The sequence below is a fragment of the Caldisericum exile AZM16c01 genome (assembly GCF_000284335.1).
Lineage (GTDB): Bacteria > Caldisericota > Caldisericia > Caldisericales > Caldisericaceae > Caldisericum > Caldisericum exile.
Window position 1 is genome coordinate 300,476 of sequence record NC_017096.1, and the last position, 13,903, is coordinate 314,378.

Genomic DNA, 13,903 nt, shown 5'->3' on the forward strand with positions numbered 1-13,903 from the left:
ATGTTTTATTGTTTAGATTTGCTATTGTAATATACCTTTTATAATAAGTTCTGTTGCTTCTTCCTCATTTAAGCCTTTTGCCATTAAGGTTTCAAGTTGTCTTTTGTTTACTCTTCCTATGGATGCTTCGTGAGTAAGTTCCGAAAGGTCGTTTACAACTTTAAGGATTGGTTCGGTTTTCACATCGACTTTATCGCCTTTTGTAATTTCGTTACACTCTACGTGTCCATACGAATATGGAGCATTCCCATAGGCTACATTTATTATATTTGCCTTTGTTTCATCAAGTGCAACAACCGTTGATTTTGCAATTCCCCTTGCATGAGCACCATTGAGGTTTAAAGTTTCTTTAATTTCAATCACATCGGTTTTGCTTCCTTTTACCTTTGATACAAGTTCTCCTGCGGCTTGTTCTCCAAGATCAAGATTCATTTCTACATATAGTTTTCCTACCCGAGTTTTTGTAAGTGTAAAACTATTCTTATAAATCCCACCTTTTTCAACCTTTGCATTTGTAATTGTCTTAAGGCTTATCGTTCCAAGATCTGAATGAAAGTGTTCATCTGTATATTCCATCACAGCGCCTTCTTCAACAATGACATTTGAGATTGCATTATGAGTGAATTCTTCGGCCTGAGGAAACACGCAATGTGCGGTGAATTTCACTTTCGCATTCTTTCTTATACGAATATTAAAGATGATATTTTGCAGTCCCTTTTTCTCCACATAGCCAGTGCATACATGTATTGGAATTGGCAGTATCACGCCTTCTTCAATTTCCATATCCACTTTAACACCATTTTCTATTTGAGTTGGTGTAAGTTTTACGCCTTGCACATTATTCAATCCGATAACTCTATTCCCACTAATGATGATTGATGCAACTTTTTTGTCAAAATATTTCGAAGCATCGTACCCATTTTTTTCAAGAGTGTCGATGATTTGTTTGTATTCATTAACAACATTTACACTCATTTTGCTACCCCCCCTTTTGTTAATTGTTCATTTCTTTCAGGTGCATTCGGATGGTTGCATATGCCACACTCTTTTTTGTATTCCTCAATTACTGATAAAGCATCTCCCTTATGAAGGACTATGCCATTACATATGTGGTAGGCATAATCAACATTTGTTGCCATTTCTTCTCTGTGGGTAATTATAATAGGTGTTCCGCCGTATGAAGCAATATAACTAAGTACGTTATTTACCATTTCAAGACTCATAATGTCAATTCCTGAATCTGGCTCGTCAAGGATTGCGTATCTTGGTTTTAAAACTAAAATAGATGCAAGTTCAACCCTTTTTCTTTCACCGCCACTAAGGCTTCCATTAACTTTTCTTGCTATGTATAATTTTGGATTTAAACCTACTGTTGCAAGAATATTTTCAATTTCTTTTCTTTCAACTTTTAGTTTTCCTCCAAGAGTTAAATACGCGCTAATACTAATTCCTTCAAATCTCGGTGGCTCTTGGAAGACAAGTGTTATGCCCCTTTTAGAGCGCTCATAAATTGATAGACTTGTTATATCTTCGTTATCAAGGAAAATTCTTCCCGAGGTTGGTTTGTAATCCTCAAGTCCCATTATGATGTATCCAAGTGTGCTTTTCCCAGCACCGTTTACACCAAGAATTGCGTATTTTTTTCCTTCTTCAAACTCCATGGAAATGTCTCTCAGGATTAACTTATTGTCCGCAATGTAACTTATGTTTTCAAGTTTTAGCATCTTTTCACCTCGTCTTCCAGAAAATTATAACACAAAAAGTAATATATTACAATAGAATAGGAGGTAATATTTCACTACTTTTATGGAATTCAAAATTAAATAGAATTGAAGAAGTTATAGCTAAACTAACCAAATCCTATATAATAGAAATATGAGAATAAGAGTTAATTTTGAGCGTCCTTATGCAATTTTTTATTTGGGGCATCTTGATATGAAGACAGTTATTGAACGTGGATTAAGACGCACAGGTCTTCCGCTTAAATTTACCGAAGGGTTTAATAAAAGAGTTCAGTTGGAGTTGGGATTTCCGTTGAGCGTTGGGATGGTTGGAGAGGATGAGTATTTTGATTTCTTTTTAAGAGAGGAAGTTGATCTTGATAAAATTTTTAAGAAACTTACCGAGGCGTTTTCAAATCTTCTTGTAATAAAAAGAATTAAACCACTTCCGTATTCTGCAAGATCGATAACTTCTTTTGAGGCAATATTTACAAATATTGTAGTGGGACATCTGCTTAAAGATGTTGCTCAAACTGATATTGAAAATGCGTTAAGTTTGATTTCGGAAAAGCAGGAAATTATTGTAGAAAGAGATGGAAAGAAAAAAGACGTAAGGAAATTTATCGATAAACTGGAAGTTTATAACTTCACAAATCCGCATTTTGAGATACTTCTAACTACACTATATTTACGAGAGGGAAGTATCAAAATGAATGAATTTGAAAGTATCCTCTCAAGCCTTGTACCTATTGAGTTTGAATACGTTGTAAGGAAAAATACGCTTGTTATTGACAAAGGAAGACTTGTTTCTCCCTTTGATTTGAATTTTTAACCATACTTTTAACCAAATACGCAGGTATTTTTACCCTTCTTTTTTGCTTCGTACATAAGAGTATCTGCTCTTTTAATGAGTGACTCAACTGTGTCTGTTTCTTTAATTAGTGTGCATCCGATTGAAACAGTTGCAGATATTTCACTTCCATCAAAGTCGACAGAAGAATTTCCTATAAGAATCCTCAATGTGTTTGTGAATTTTCGAAGGTTTTCTTCATTAATATCTTTAAGGATTACTGCAAATTCTTCTCCGCCATATCTTCCAACAGTATCTTGCGGTTTTATGTTAGAAAGGATGGTTTGAGCAATTGCTCTTAAAACTCTATCGCCAACAAAATGTCCGAAGGTATCATTGAGTCTTTTAAAGTTATCTATATCGAGAAACAGGAATCCGTTCGTCCTTTTTAGTGCATTTACCTCTTTTATTGCTTCCTCAATCTTTTTCTCAAGGTATCTTCTATTTGGGATTTGAGTTAGTGGGTCAATATAAGCGTCTTTTTGTAGTTTTTGGATATTTTCTCTTACCAAGGACAATCCCCAACTTTGATTGAATCTTTCAACAGCACCAACAACTTCACCTTTTCTATTCTTTACAGGAATTGCCTCAACATAAATAGGGATTCTTGCACCGTTTTTATCATGCAAATATACATTTTCAGAAACGATTTCACCCTTTTCCATTGCCTTTACAAGTGGACATTTTGTTTGACAGAGAAGAGTGCCATTATCGTCTACATGTCTCAAAATATTATCGAAACATCTTTTATTTATTATTTCCTCTTTCTTATAGCCTGTAATTTCTTCTGCCGCCTTATTCCAGTATAGAATTTTTCTTCTTCTATCAACAAAGTAAACACCATCGATAGTATTTTCTGTGGCGGTTTCATAGTACTTTTTAATTGCCTTTTTCATTTATCACCTCAAACAATTATAAGAAATTTTGTAAATAAAAAGAAAGGGTAGCTATATAGCTACCCCTAAGTAAGATATGTAAAAATATTATTAAGGGAGTGGAGGAGGGGACTCTTGGGCGTTTACTTCTAACTTATCTGGAAGTGAGAAGAATGCAATTACTTCAAATATATATCCAATGAAGTAGACTAATAGTCCAATAAGCACAATTGAAAGTATTGAGCCAATAAACATAAGATTTCCTGCAGTCTTGAAGTACTCAACACCTGTTTCTTTTTCAATCTCATCATAACATTTTTTAAGGTAATAACTTCTTGCAACTAAAATGCCGTAGAGAATAAGAGCAAAAACAACCAATGCAATTATAATGCCTATGTTGATGTTACCTAATCTAAAATTATCCAATGGTCCTTCAAATACGTGAAATGGGTGTCTTCTTAAACCAAAATTGAAGTTAGGGTATCTTCTAAAAGGTTCTATATAGCCATAGTAGATTTCACCCCTAAAAATTCTTCCAAAAGTGGTGCCAATGAATATAAGACCACCCAAAACTGCTCCAACTATTCCAAGGATGAAACTTACGAGAAAGTTATCATATATTTTCTTGTTTTTTGTGGTTTTGTATAGTTCATTTATTGCAACAAACACAAGCACCAATCCTGCCAAACCTAATATAACTCCAATTCCAGGTATGACTGAAAGGATTGCAAGTAAAACTCCAATTCCTCCAAGTAATCTAATATTTTTCATTTCCATCTCAATCACCTCAATTATCATTATGGAGTTAATTGTGATAGAATTATGAATTTTATTTTTTTCTTCTTAAATTTTCGTATGCCTCTTTAACATTTCCAAAGAAGCTTCCACTTATACTCCATGCAATATTTACTTTTGGGAGATTTGAAAGTCCTTTGAAATTATTTTGAAGCTCTTCTTTTATTCTTTTTGTAATTTCGATGATATTATCTTCGTTTATGTTTTCTAAGATAATTCCAAACTCGTTTTTGCTTACCCTTCCCACTATATCGTAACTTCTTACTGACATTGAAAGAATTTCTGCAGTCTTTTTAATTATTTGAGGGTCCTCTGTTTCAATTTCAATAATTATAGTTCCGATGTTTGCATCTCGTTTTTTGCTGAGCCTCTCGAGTTCCTCGTCAAAAAAATCCCTCGAGTAGAGATTTGTTTCAAAGTCTCTTATGTTCCCCATTTTTCACCTCTCTTATAAATTTTACAACAAATGTATTATAATCAGAAGGGAATTTTTGGGAGGCAAAATGGAAAAAGAACATAACCACAACCACGAAATTGAAAGTGCATCAGGTAGGGTGCTTGTTTCAATATTTATGAACATTATTATAACAGTCCTTGAGGTTGTCTTTGGAATTCTTTCAAGAAGTTTATCTTTGGTTTCAGATTCAATGCATAATTTATCAGATACAATATCAGGAATTTTAACCTTGTGGACCTTGAGACTTTCTGAAAGAAAGCATAATGAGAGATTTACCTTTGGATACAGACGATCTCAAATAATCTCTGCGTTTGTAAATAGTTCGGTTCTTCTTGTTATTGCGGCACTTTTAATTCGTGAAGCAATTTTGCGATTTTTAACACCCGAAGTAATTAATGTGAGCCTTATGCTTCCTGTTGCAGTCGTTGGTCTTATTGCAAACTCAATTAGTGTAATTTTACTGCATTCGCATGCTCATAACCTCAATATTCGAAGTGCTTATCTTCATCTTCTTTCTGATGCTTTATCTTCAGTTGCGGTTGTTCTTGGGGCAATTTTTATGTGGATATTCAGAATCTACTGGATTGATCCTCTTTTGACTGTCCTTATTGCAATTTATATGGGATATGAGGCATTTGAAATTGTTAAGGAAAGCACCCTTATTCTTCTTGAAACAACACCAAGCACCATTGATTTAAAAGAAGTGGAGAAAAGCGTTTGTGATGTGCCAGGTGTTGTAAATATACACCATGTCCATATATGGCGACTCGATGATGAGACAACCCTTCTTGAGGCACATGTAAATGTCTTGCCAAATACAAGTGTTGAAGAAACCAAAAACATCCGTCTAAAAATTGAGGAAATTCTCAGGAAAGATTTTGGTATTGCACATACAAATATTCAATTTGAATGTAACGAGCACCTTGAAGATAAATTGATAAAAGACCACTAAAACGTTTTTTGAAAAAAAGTTTTTTTAGGTTTTTTTGCCTCTTGACAAACATAAAAAATTATATATAATATATAGCGGGAGGTGATAGATATGGCGAGAATCTACGATCCATTTGAAGAAATTAGAAGACTTGAACAGGAAATTGATGAAATCTTCTCTCAGTTCTGGAGAAGCGCAAGACCAAGATTAGCGCTTCCAAGAAAGGAGAGGGGTGAAATTCAACCTGTAGAAACTCAAATTGCCTTTGCTCCTTCTGTTGACGTTATAGAAAAGGACAACGAAATCGTAGTAAAAGCAGACCTTCCAGGAATTGATAAGAAAGATGTGAAGATTAAGGTTGAGGCTGATGCTGTAACAATCTCCGGTGAAGTTAAGAAGGAGCGTAAGGAAAAAGAAGAAAATTACTTTATCGAAGAACGTGTTTACGGAAGTTTCTACAGAGCAATTCCACTTCCAGCTGAAGTAGATCCCGAAAAAGCACAGGCGAAGTTTGAAAATGGTGTTCTTGAAATAACTCTTCCAAAGATAGAAACTGGCAAGAAATCAAAAGAAATCACACTCGAATAATAAATTACTCTTCCTTTACCCCCGCTTTTTTTGCGGGGCTTTTTTATTTATGTTTATAAATATTTGAGAAGGAAAAATCATTAACGACCATGGAATTTGTGCAAGCGTTAACACAAGTGATGCCTTTGCATCAAGAAAAGATAGAGCAAGCACAACCCCTATTGTTACATTTATAAATGTCTTTGTTGCAAACATTGAGATACGCTCTTTCATTGGTAGAAAAGGTGAAAGATAGAATGGCACAATCATAAATAAAAAATAAATAGGTATAGACATTAAGATGAACTTTAAAGCCTCTATTGGGTTTCTCATGATGAAGTTGTAGTTTACAGCGGCAATCGTTGTTCCAAGCAGAAGGAGAATTACAGTTGTTATGATTTTATTTTTCGAAATAATTTTAGGGGTAAGTTTTTTAAATGTGTATTTAAATATTTGAGATAGTATTAAAGGTATGAAAATAAGTTTTATGAGTGTTATAGAAATGTTTATATAGTCAACATGAATCACCTTTCGTAGAAGTAGATAGAAAAGTATTGGAATTGTTATAGGTGCAATTACGTGGGTAATTATGATAATAGTTGTTGAAAGTATTGTGTCTCCTTCAAGAATATCAGTAATAGAGGCTGAGGCAACTCCTGCTGGCACTGCTGAAAAAAGCAAAAGGGACACAAGAAGAAAATCTTCTACCTTCAATATTTTCGAAATCAAAAAAACAATGATAGGAAGGATTATTAAATCTAAAATTACGGCAAAGACAAGAAGTTTCACTTTTTTTGAAATTTTCAATAAGTCCTGAAATTCAAGTTTGAGAAATGTGAAAAACAAAACGAGCATCAAAAAGTCAGTTAGATATGGTTTTAAAATAGAAAACTGCGGAAATATAAGTCCTAGCGGTATTCCAAGCGTTATAATAAATGATGTATTATTTTCAATAAATTCAGCTATCTTTTTCATACTTAACAATTATATTTTACAAGATTGATTTTCCAAATTGCCTTCGTTTTTGAAAAAGATGTAAAATATTGTATAATATCTTTGCTTTTAGCAAGGGAAACTCGTATAACCCTCCATACGGTTTCCTTTGTTATTAGCGAAATAAAAATTTTTATAGGAGGTAAAAAAATGATTACAAAAGAACAAAAGGAAGAAATTTTTAAGAAGTTTGGTCGTCACGAAGGTGACACTGGCTCTCCAGAAGTGCAAATTGCACTTCTCACGTTGCGTATTAATAACCTTACAGAGCATCTAAAACAATTCAAAAAGGATTTTGCTTCTCGAAGAGGCCTATTTAAGTTAGTTGGTGAGAGAAGAAAACTCCTTACGTATCTTAAGGAAACAGACAAAGGGCGTTACGAAAGAATTATTAAAGAATTGAATTTGAGAGCATAAGGCTATGATTGAGAAAGTAAGTGTTGAAGTTGGCGGAAAGGTAATAGAGTTTGAAGTAGGCAGGATGGCGAAGCAAGCAGGAGGTGCCGTTTTTGCAACATGCGGCGGCACTCAGGTGCTTGCCACTTCTACAATGGGAGATGAACCTGCAGAGCCAACAGACTTTTTCCCATTGACGGTTGACTATTTCGAAAAGATGTATGCAGCAGGAAAAATCCCTGGAGGGTTCTATAAGAGGGAAGGGCGTCCTACCGACGAAGAGATTCTTGGCTCTCGCCTTATTGATCGTCCTTTAAGACCGATGTTTCCAATCCAATTCAGACGTCCAGTTCACATTGTCGTTTACGTTCTTTCTGCGGATGGTTCTATTTCGCCAGCTATTCTTGGAATAAACGCTGCATCTTTAGCATCTCTTATTTCAGATGAGCCTTTCTACGAGGCAGTTTCTGCGGTTAAAGTTGGTCTTATTGACGGTAAATTTGTCATTAATCCCGATGAAAATGATCTTGATGAAAAGAGTCTTCTTGATTTGAGTATTGCAGGGACAAAAGATGCACTCATCATGATTGAATCAGGTTCAAAGGAAATATCTGAAGAAATGATGCTTCAGGCAATGCAGGTTGCATTAGAGGAGATTAAGAAGATTTCTTTAGTACAGGAAGAATTTGCAAAGAAAATTGGAAAGCCAAAGGTTGAAGTGCAAGAAGTTATCATTGATGAAGCGTTGAAGCAGGAAATTGAATCTGAGATCCTTGATAAAATTAAACTTGCCCTTGAAAACAAAGAGAAACTCACTCGTGAAAAAGCACTTGAAGAGATCAAGAAGGGTATAATAACCGAGTACGAAGAAAAATATCCCGAAAAGGTCTCAGAAGTAAATATGATTTTTGACCTTATTTTGAGAAATTATATAAGATCACAGACACTTCAAGGGAATAGAATTGACGGAAGGAAGCCAGATGAAATAAGGCCAATCTCAATTGAAGTTGGTGTCTTAAAGAGGACACACGGTTCAGCTCTTTTCACAAGAGGGCAGACACAGGTACTTTCTATTGCAACGCTTGGTGGTAAAGGTGAAGGGCAATTGATTGAATCCCTTGAAGAAGAAGTTGTTACAAAAAGATACATGCACTACTATAACTTCCCGCCATTCTCAGTTGGTGAAGCGCGTCCCATGAGGGGACCAACACGAAGGGAGATTGGTCACGGTGCTCTTGCAGAAAGAGCACTTGTTCCAGTTTTACCACCGGAAGAGGAATTCCCCTATACGATAAGAGTTGTTTCTGAAGTACTTGAATCAAATGGATCAACGTCAATGGCTTCAACGTGTGGCTCAACGCTTGCTCTTATGGATGCAGGTGTGCCCATTAAGAAGCCTGTTGCAGGCATTGCGATGGGATTAATAAAAGAAGGTGACCAGTATGTTGTATTAACTGACATTCAAGGTGCAGAAGACCACCTTGGCGATATGGATTTTAAAGTTGCAGGAACAGACGCAGGTATCACTGCACTTCAGATGGATATAAAGATTAAAGGTATAACAATTGATATTTTAAGGATTGCGCTTGAACAAGCACGTAAGGCTCGCCTTTATATACTTGAGAAAATGAAAGAAGTTATTCCTGCACCACGCCCAGAAATTTCTCCTTATGCACCAAGAGTTTACACGATGCAAATTAGATCCGATAAAATTGGTTTACTTATCGGTCCTGGTGGTAAAACAATAAGAAGCATCATCGGATCAACTGATTCAGAGATAAATATTGAACCTGACGGAAAAGTTTATATTACCGCACCAAATGAGAATATCCTTAATACAATTCTTGAACGAATAAATCAACTTCTTGCCGAGCCTGAAGAAGGTAAAATCTACGAAGGAGTTGTTGTTGAACTTAAAGATTTTGGTGCGCTTGTTCAGATACTTCCAAACTATGTGGGATTATTGCATATCTCACAAATTGCAGATAAATACATAAAGGATATTAGAAAAGAACTCCATATAGGCGATAAGGTAAAAGTAAAAGTTATAAAAATCGAAGAGGACGGTAAAATCCAACTCAGTAAAAAGGCAGTTGATGACGGAAGCAAAAGTTCGAAAAGTGAAAACAAATCCAAGGAGCAAAAAGAATGAGCGAAAACCTTGAAATCTCAATTTCAAAAAACGATATAAGGTATTTTGTCGAGGAGAACCACACATTTCCGTCAGTATCACTGGGCGTGTTTGTAAAGTCAGGCTCACGCTACGAAACCAATAAACTCGGTATTGCTCATTTCATTGAGCATATGGTTTTTAAAGAAACAAAAAATCGCTCTGCATTTGAGATTTCCAAGGCAATTGAGGGCCTTGGAGGAGAGATTAATGCCTATACCTCCTCTGAATATTCTCTTTTTTATGTAAAACTTCTTGGAAAGGACATTGAAGTAGGTTTTGATGTCTTATCCGATATATTAACTAATCCTACATTCAATAAAGACCTTTTGGAAAAAGAAAGAGAAGTAATTCTTGAAGAAATCTATGAGTTCTACGATGACCCGCAGGATATCTGTCAAACAGAAGCCTTAAGATCCCTTTGGGGAGATTCTCCTCTTTCAAGGAACCCTCTTGGGACAGAGGAAAGTGTGCGCTCAATAACTTACGAGGATATTGTCTCCTATTTTGAAGGTTTTTTTGTTAAAGGAAACATTTTTATTTCAGCAGTTGGGGACATTGACCAAGTAAAGGCAGAAAAACTTGTAGAAAAATACTTTAAGGATTTTCGAATTGGAGAAAACGGTGCAAGTACAGAAACTATTCCCTATAAATTCCTTGAGATAAATTACCCGAAAGAAACTGCGCAACTCCACCTTGCGATAACTCTAAAAGGCGAGAAGAGTTTTACTCACGAATCGTACCTACATTCAATCTTCACTGTTGCATTGGGTGGAAATATGTCTTCGAGGCTATTCCAGAAGTTGCGTGAAGAACACGGCCTTGTTTATACAGTCTATGCCTATCCTGTAAGACTTATTGATACTGGTGGCACAGTTATTTATGCTTCAACTCTTCCAAAATACGAGAATGTTGCAAGAGAAATAATCCTTGAAGAGTTAAGCAATATTAGAGAGAAGGGCCTCAAAGACGAAGAATTCGTAAATGCAAAAAATTATCTTTTGGGAAGTATGATTTTAGGTCTCGAAAGCACTTCTTCAAGAATGCAAAAAAATGGTGTTTCAGGACTCATGCAGGGATACATTAGAACGATTGACTCTATCATTAAAGAGATAGAAAGTATTCAAAAGGACGAATTTGATTCGTATCTTAAGGGACTTCTTGATGATACCTATGGGGTTGTAAGAGTGGGAAAGATCGATGGATAAAGAAGCAATGCTCAAAGAAATAGAAGACGACATCAGGCACTGCATGAAATGTGACTTACACAAAACAAAAACACATTACGTCCCAGGTGTTGGTCCCGCAAATGCAAAAATTATGTTTGTTGGAGAAGGCCCTGGGCGAGATGAAGATATCCAAGGTCTTCCCTTTGTTGGTGCTGCTGGAAAACTTTTGACTCAACTTCTTCAAAGCATTGGTATAGAAAGGTCGGAAGTCTTTATTGGCAATATTGTTAAGTGTAGGCCTCCGAATAACAGAGTACCAACGCCTAATGAAATTGAGGCATGTGTGCCTTATCTATATGCCCAGATTTCCGTAATTGAGCCTGAAATTATTGTAACACTTGGCAATACACCTTTAAATGCGCTTGTTTCTCCTGCATTGAAGGTGAGTGCGGTTCATGGGAGAGTGTTTGAAAAAGACGGTCTTAAATTTTTTGTGACATTTCATCCTGCTGCTGCACTTTACCATGGTGAATATAAAGAGTTGCTTAAGAATGACTTTTTGAAGTTAAAACAAATTTTAGACGAGACAAAAATTGTAGGAGGTTCTTAGATGAAAAGAAAACTTTTAGTGTGGTTTATTATCTTCCTCGTTGTATTTGTGCTTGCAGTTTACATCGATTACACGGCAATTACTGCATCCTCAAAGCCACTTGAAACTTTAAACAAATTTGAAAGTTACATTGTGCCACGTTTTGGACTTGATATAAAAGGCGGTGTAAGATTTGTCCTTGAAGCAGTTGATACGCCTGAGGTAAAGGTTACTTCTGAAGCAATGCAAACTGCAATAAGTGTTATCCAAAAAAGAGTTAATGCCTTAGGCATATCCGAAGCAATTGTTGTTCAAGAGAAAGGTGCAAACTGGAAGAGAATTGATGTTGAGCTTCCAGGCTGGAAAGACCCACAGAAAGCAAAGGAACTTATAGGACAAACGGCACTATTGCAATTTAAAACAGAAGATGGCAAAGTTGTTTTAACTGGTGCGCATATAAAAAATGCAACACTTGAGTTTAGCAAGGATCCTGCAACTTTAGGGCAGCCTGTAATTGCTTTCCAACTTGACTCTGAAGGTGCAAAGATTTTTGCAGATGTTACTCAGCAAAATATTGGCAAGACAATTTCAATATATCTTGATGATAAACTTCTTATGGCACCAACTGTAAAAAGTGCTATAACCGATGGCCAAGGTATCATCGAGGGTAAATTCACAAAAGAAGAGGCTGCAAACTATGCTGCGCTTTTGAGATCTGGTGCATTACCGGTTAAGTTAAACTTTATTCAGGAAGAAGTGGTAGGGCCGTCGCTTGGAAGTTATACAATAAGAATGGCAATAATTGGTGCAATCGTTGCTTTTTTGCTTGTGGCTATTTATATGATTATCTTCTATGGCTATCTTGGAATTCTTTCTGCACTTTCCCTTATATTTTATGTGTCTCTTGAACTTGCAGTCCTATTTCTTTTACATGCAACACTTTCCCTTCCTGCAATAGGTGGTGCAATTCTTTCCTTAGGTATGGCTGTTGATATTAACGTTATTGTTTTCGAAAGAATGAAAGAGGAACTCAAACTTGGAAAAACACTTAAATCAATTATAAACGCAGGATTTGCAAACGCATTGCGTACTGTAATTGACTCTAACCTTACAGTGCTTGTAGGTGCTGCAATTCTCTTTTATTTTGGAACAACTATCATCAAAGGATTTGCGGTCACAACATCGATTGGTATCCTTTCTGGATTTGTGTCAGGTGTATTCGTGACAAGACTTCTTGTAGAATTATTCCTTCCACAGTCTTCCGTGAAGAAGCCGTGGATGTGGGGAATATAGGAGGTTTGCGATGAGTTTTAGAGACAGAATTAAAAACTGGGATATTTTAGGACACACAAAACTCTGGTTCTCAATTTCTATTACGATTATAGTAATTGGCCTTATTGCAATGGGATTTAACTGGGTAAAATATGGATCACCACTGAACCTCGGTATAGATTTTAGAGGAGGTTCGGTAATAACGCTTGCATGTAATACAACACCAGACTCACAAAAAGTAAGGGATATTGTTGCTGGTATTGGCTATAAGGATGCAATTGTTCAAGAAGCACAGGGAAACAAAGTTATCATTAAGATTAATGCAACAAGTGTACCTCCCGATGATATTACAAAAATTGTAGATGGAGTTGATAAACTTTATAAAGTTAATAAAGATACAACGCAGATTACTTCGATTGCTCCTGTTATTGGAAGCGAGTTAATGAGAAATGGTGCAATTGCACTTTTACTTGCACTCCTGTTCGTTCTTTTCTATATTTCCATTAGGTTTGAATTTAAAATTGCGGTAGCAACTGTTTTGGCTTTGTTCCATGATATCCTTGTAACGCTTGGCATGCTTGCTCTTTTTAGGGTTGAGATTAATGCACCTTTCATAGGCGCCTTCCTTGCGATCATCACTTACTCAGTTGAAGATACGGTTGTTGTAATGGACAGGATTAGGGAAAAACTCAAATTCAAGTTAAGGGAAACTTTTAGAGAAATAGTTAACAGAAGTATTACAGAAGTCTGGGTGCGTTCAATGAATACATCAATTACTACACTTTTTGCATCTCTTTCGCTTGTTATTTTCGGTGGTACTGCATTAAGGGACTTTTCGATGACTCTCCTTTTTGGCCTCTTCTCGGGGACATACTCTTCAATTTATATTGCATCTCCTCTTCTTGTTCTCTTTAGAGGCGAAACCTTAAAGGAGGAAATTGCAAAGAAGGAAAGTGTTGTTAAAGTGGTTGAGGAGCCTACAGGGGAGGAAACAACCGAGCAAGCAGAAGTTAGAGTTTCCTCTGGAAGTGCACAACCACAGGAAAGCAAACCAAAATCAAAGAAGAAAGGGAAATCTTCCAAAAAGAGAAAGTGAGTATAATATATTGTTAGGAGGT

15 protein-coding genes are annotated in these 13,903 nt (G+C 35.9%); 9 read left to right on the forward strand and 6 right to left on the reverse strand.

Going from position 1 to position 13,903, the window contains the following annotated elements:
• Positions 1-21 precede the first annotated feature (21 nt).
• Positions 22-975: a SufB/SufD family protein gene (locus CSE_RS01365; RefSeq protein WP_014452841.1), complete on the reverse strand. Its 954-nt coding sequence runs from the start codon at positions 973-975 to the stop codon at positions 22-24.
• Positions 972-1,724: an ATP-binding cassette domain-containing protein gene (locus CSE_RS01370; RefSeq protein ID WP_014452842.1), complete on the reverse strand. Its 753-nt coding sequence runs from the start codon at positions 1,722-1,724 to the stop codon at positions 972-974. The genes CSE_RS01365 and CSE_RS01370 overlap by 4 nt, the downstream gene beginning before the upstream one ends.
• 151 nt (positions 1,725-1,875) lie before the next feature.
• Here CSE_RS01370 and CSE_RS01375 point away from each other — a divergent pair, with 151 nt between their 5' ends.
• Complete coding sequence (locus tag CSE_RS01375; RefSeq protein WP_014452843.1) at positions 1,876-2,553, forward strand: TIGR03936 family radical SAM-associated protein; 678 nt, start codon at positions 1,876-1,878, stop codon at positions 2,551-2,553.
• 8 nt (positions 2,554-2,561) lie between these two features.
• Here CSE_RS01375 and CSE_RS01380 read toward each other — a convergent pair whose 3' ends face one another.
• From CSE_RS01380 to CSE_RS01390, 3 genes are all read right to left on the reverse strand, one after another.
• Complete coding sequence (locus CSE_RS01380; protein ID WP_014452844.1) at positions 2,562-3,467, reverse strand: diguanylate cyclase domain-containing protein; 906 nt, start codon at positions 3,465-3,467, stop codon at positions 2,562-2,564.
• A gap of 90 nt (positions 3,468-3,557) precedes the next feature.
• A complete protein-coding gene (locus tag CSE_RS01385; protein WP_172633853.1) occupies positions 3,558-4,217 on the reverse strand; it encodes a DUF996 domain-containing protein in 660 nt (219 codons plus the stop codon).
• 58 nt (positions 4,218-4,275) lie between these two features.
• On the reverse strand, positions 4,276-4,677 hold the full coding sequence (locus tag CSE_RS01390) for a diguanylate cyclase domain-containing protein (RefSeq protein ID WP_014452846.1): 402 nt from the start codon (positions 4,675-4,677) through the stop codon (positions 4,276-4,278).
• A gap of 67 nt (positions 4,678-4,744) precedes the next feature.
• Between CSE_RS01390 and CSE_RS01395 the strand changes: the two genes are divergently transcribed.
• Positions 4,745-5,650: a cation diffusion facilitator family transporter gene (locus tag CSE_RS01395; RefSeq protein ID WP_014452848.1), complete on the forward strand. Its 906-nt coding sequence runs from the start codon at positions 4,745-4,747 to the stop codon at positions 5,648-5,650.
• 90 nt (positions 5,651-5,740) lie between these two features.
• On the forward strand, positions 5,741-6,217 hold the full coding sequence (locus tag CSE_RS01400) for an Hsp20/alpha crystallin family protein (protein WP_014452849.1): 477 nt from the start codon (positions 5,741-5,743) through the stop codon (positions 6,215-6,217).
• A 15-nt stretch (positions 6,218-6,232) separates the two neighbouring features.
• Here the strand turns inward: CSE_RS01400 and CSE_RS01405 are convergent, their stop codons facing one another.
• The gene (locus CSE_RS01405) at positions 6,233-7,171 is read right to left on the reverse strand and encodes a bile acid:sodium symporter family protein (RefSeq protein WP_014452850.1); all 939 of its coding nucleotides are present in this window, start codon (positions 7,169-7,171) and stop codon (positions 6,233-6,235) included.
• 168 nt (positions 7,172-7,339) lie between these two features.
• On the opposite strand from CSE_RS01405, the gene rpsO reads away from it, so the two are divergent.
• From rpsO to secF, 6 genes are read left to right on the forward strand one after another with little or no spacing between them, the layout of a single operon-like run.
• Complete coding sequence (gene rpsO, locus CSE_RS01410; RefSeq protein ID WP_014452851.1) at positions 7,340-7,606, forward strand: 30S ribosomal protein S15; 267 nt, start codon at positions 7,340-7,342, stop codon at positions 7,604-7,606.
• A 4-nt stretch (positions 7,607-7,610) separates the two neighbouring features.
• The gene (locus CSE_RS01415; protein WP_014452852.1) at positions 7,611-9,737 is read left to right on the forward strand and encodes a polyribonucleotide nucleotidyltransferase; all 2,127 of its coding nucleotides are present in this window, start codon (positions 7,611-7,613) and stop codon (positions 9,735-9,737) included.
• Positions 9,734-10,963, forward strand: coding sequence for a M16 family metallopeptidase (locus tag CSE_RS01420; protein WP_014452853.1), 1,230 nt, complete (start codon positions 9,734-9,736; stop codon positions 10,961-10,963). Before CSE_RS01415 ends, CSE_RS01420 begins: the two co-directional genes overlap by 4 nt.
• Entirely contained in the window at positions 10,956-11,534 is a 579-nt protein-coding gene (locus CSE_RS01425; RefSeq protein WP_014452854.1) for a uracil-DNA glycosylase, read from the forward strand. Before CSE_RS01420 ends, CSE_RS01425 begins: the two co-directional genes overlap by 8 nt.
• The gene (gene secD / locus CSE_RS01430; RefSeq protein ID WP_014452855.1) at positions 11,535-12,806 is read left to right on the forward strand and encodes a protein translocase subunit SecD; all 1,272 of its coding nucleotides are present in this window, start codon (positions 11,535-11,537) and stop codon (positions 12,804-12,806) included. It begins immediately after the preceding gene.
• A 10-nt stretch (positions 12,807-12,816) separates the two neighbouring features.
• Positions 12,817-13,881, forward strand: a complete 1,065-nt coding sequence (secF, locus tag CSE_RS01435) for a protein translocase subunit SecF (protein ID WP_014452856.1) — start codon at positions 12,817-12,819, stop codon at positions 13,879-13,881.
• Positions 13,882-13,903: the final 22 nt, after the last annotated feature.

Bases quoted from the DNA above. Each gene is read 5' to 3' on its own strand.
- CSE_RS01365 (WP_014452841.1), bottom strand. From the start codon at position 975: ATGAGTGTAAATGTTGTTAATGAATACAAACAAATCATCGACACTCTT.
- CSE_RS01370 (WP_014452842.1), bottom strand. From the start codon at position 1,724: ATGCTAAAACTTGAAAACATAAGTTACATTGCGGACAATAAGTTAATC.
- CSE_RS01375 (WP_014452843.1), top strand. From the start codon at position 1,876: ATGAGAATAAGAGTTAATTTTGAGCGTCCTTATGCAATTTTTTATTTG.
- CSE_RS01380 (WP_014452844.1), bottom strand. From the start codon at position 3,467: ATGAAAAAGGCAATTAAAAAGTACTATGAAACCGCCACAGAAAATACT.
- CSE_RS01385 (WP_172633853.1), bottom strand. From the start codon at position 4,217: ATGAAAAATATTAGATTACTTGGAGGAATTGGAGTTTTACTTGCAATC.
- CSE_RS01390 (WP_014452846.1), bottom strand. From the start codon at position 4,677: ATGGGGAACATAAGAGACTTTGAAACAAATCTCTACTCGAGGGATTTT.
- CSE_RS01395 (WP_014452848.1), top strand. From the start codon at position 4,745: ATGGAAAAAGAACATAACCACAACCACGAAATTGAAAGTGCATCAGGT.
- CSE_RS01400 (WP_014452849.1), top strand. From the start codon at position 5,741: ATGGCGAGAATCTACGATCCATTTGAAGAAATTAGAAGACTTGAACAG.
- CSE_RS01405 (WP_014452850.1), bottom strand. From the start codon at position 7,171: ATGAAAAAGATAGCTGAATTTATTGAAAATAATACATCATTTATTATA.
- rpsO (WP_014452851.1), top strand. From the start codon at position 7,340: ATGATTACAAAAGAACAAAAGGAAGAAATTTTTAAGAAGTTTGGTCGT.
- CSE_RS01415 (WP_014452852.1), top strand. From the start codon at position 7,611: ATGATTGAGAAAGTAAGTGTTGAAGTTGGCGGAAAGGTAATAGAGTTT.
- CSE_RS01420 (WP_014452853.1), top strand. From the start codon at position 9,734: ATGAGCGAAAACCTTGAAATCTCAATTTCAAAAAACGATATAAGGTAT.
- CSE_RS01425 (WP_014452854.1), top strand. From the start codon at position 10,956: ATGGATAAAGAAGCAATGCTCAAAGAAATAGAAGACGACATCAGGCAC.
- secD (WP_014452855.1), top strand. From the start codon at position 11,535: ATGAAAAGAAAACTTTTAGTGTGGTTTATTATCTTCCTCGTTGTATTT.
- secF (WP_014452856.1), top strand. From the start codon at position 12,817: ATGAGTTTTAGAGACAGAATTAAAAACTGGGATATTTTAGGACACACA.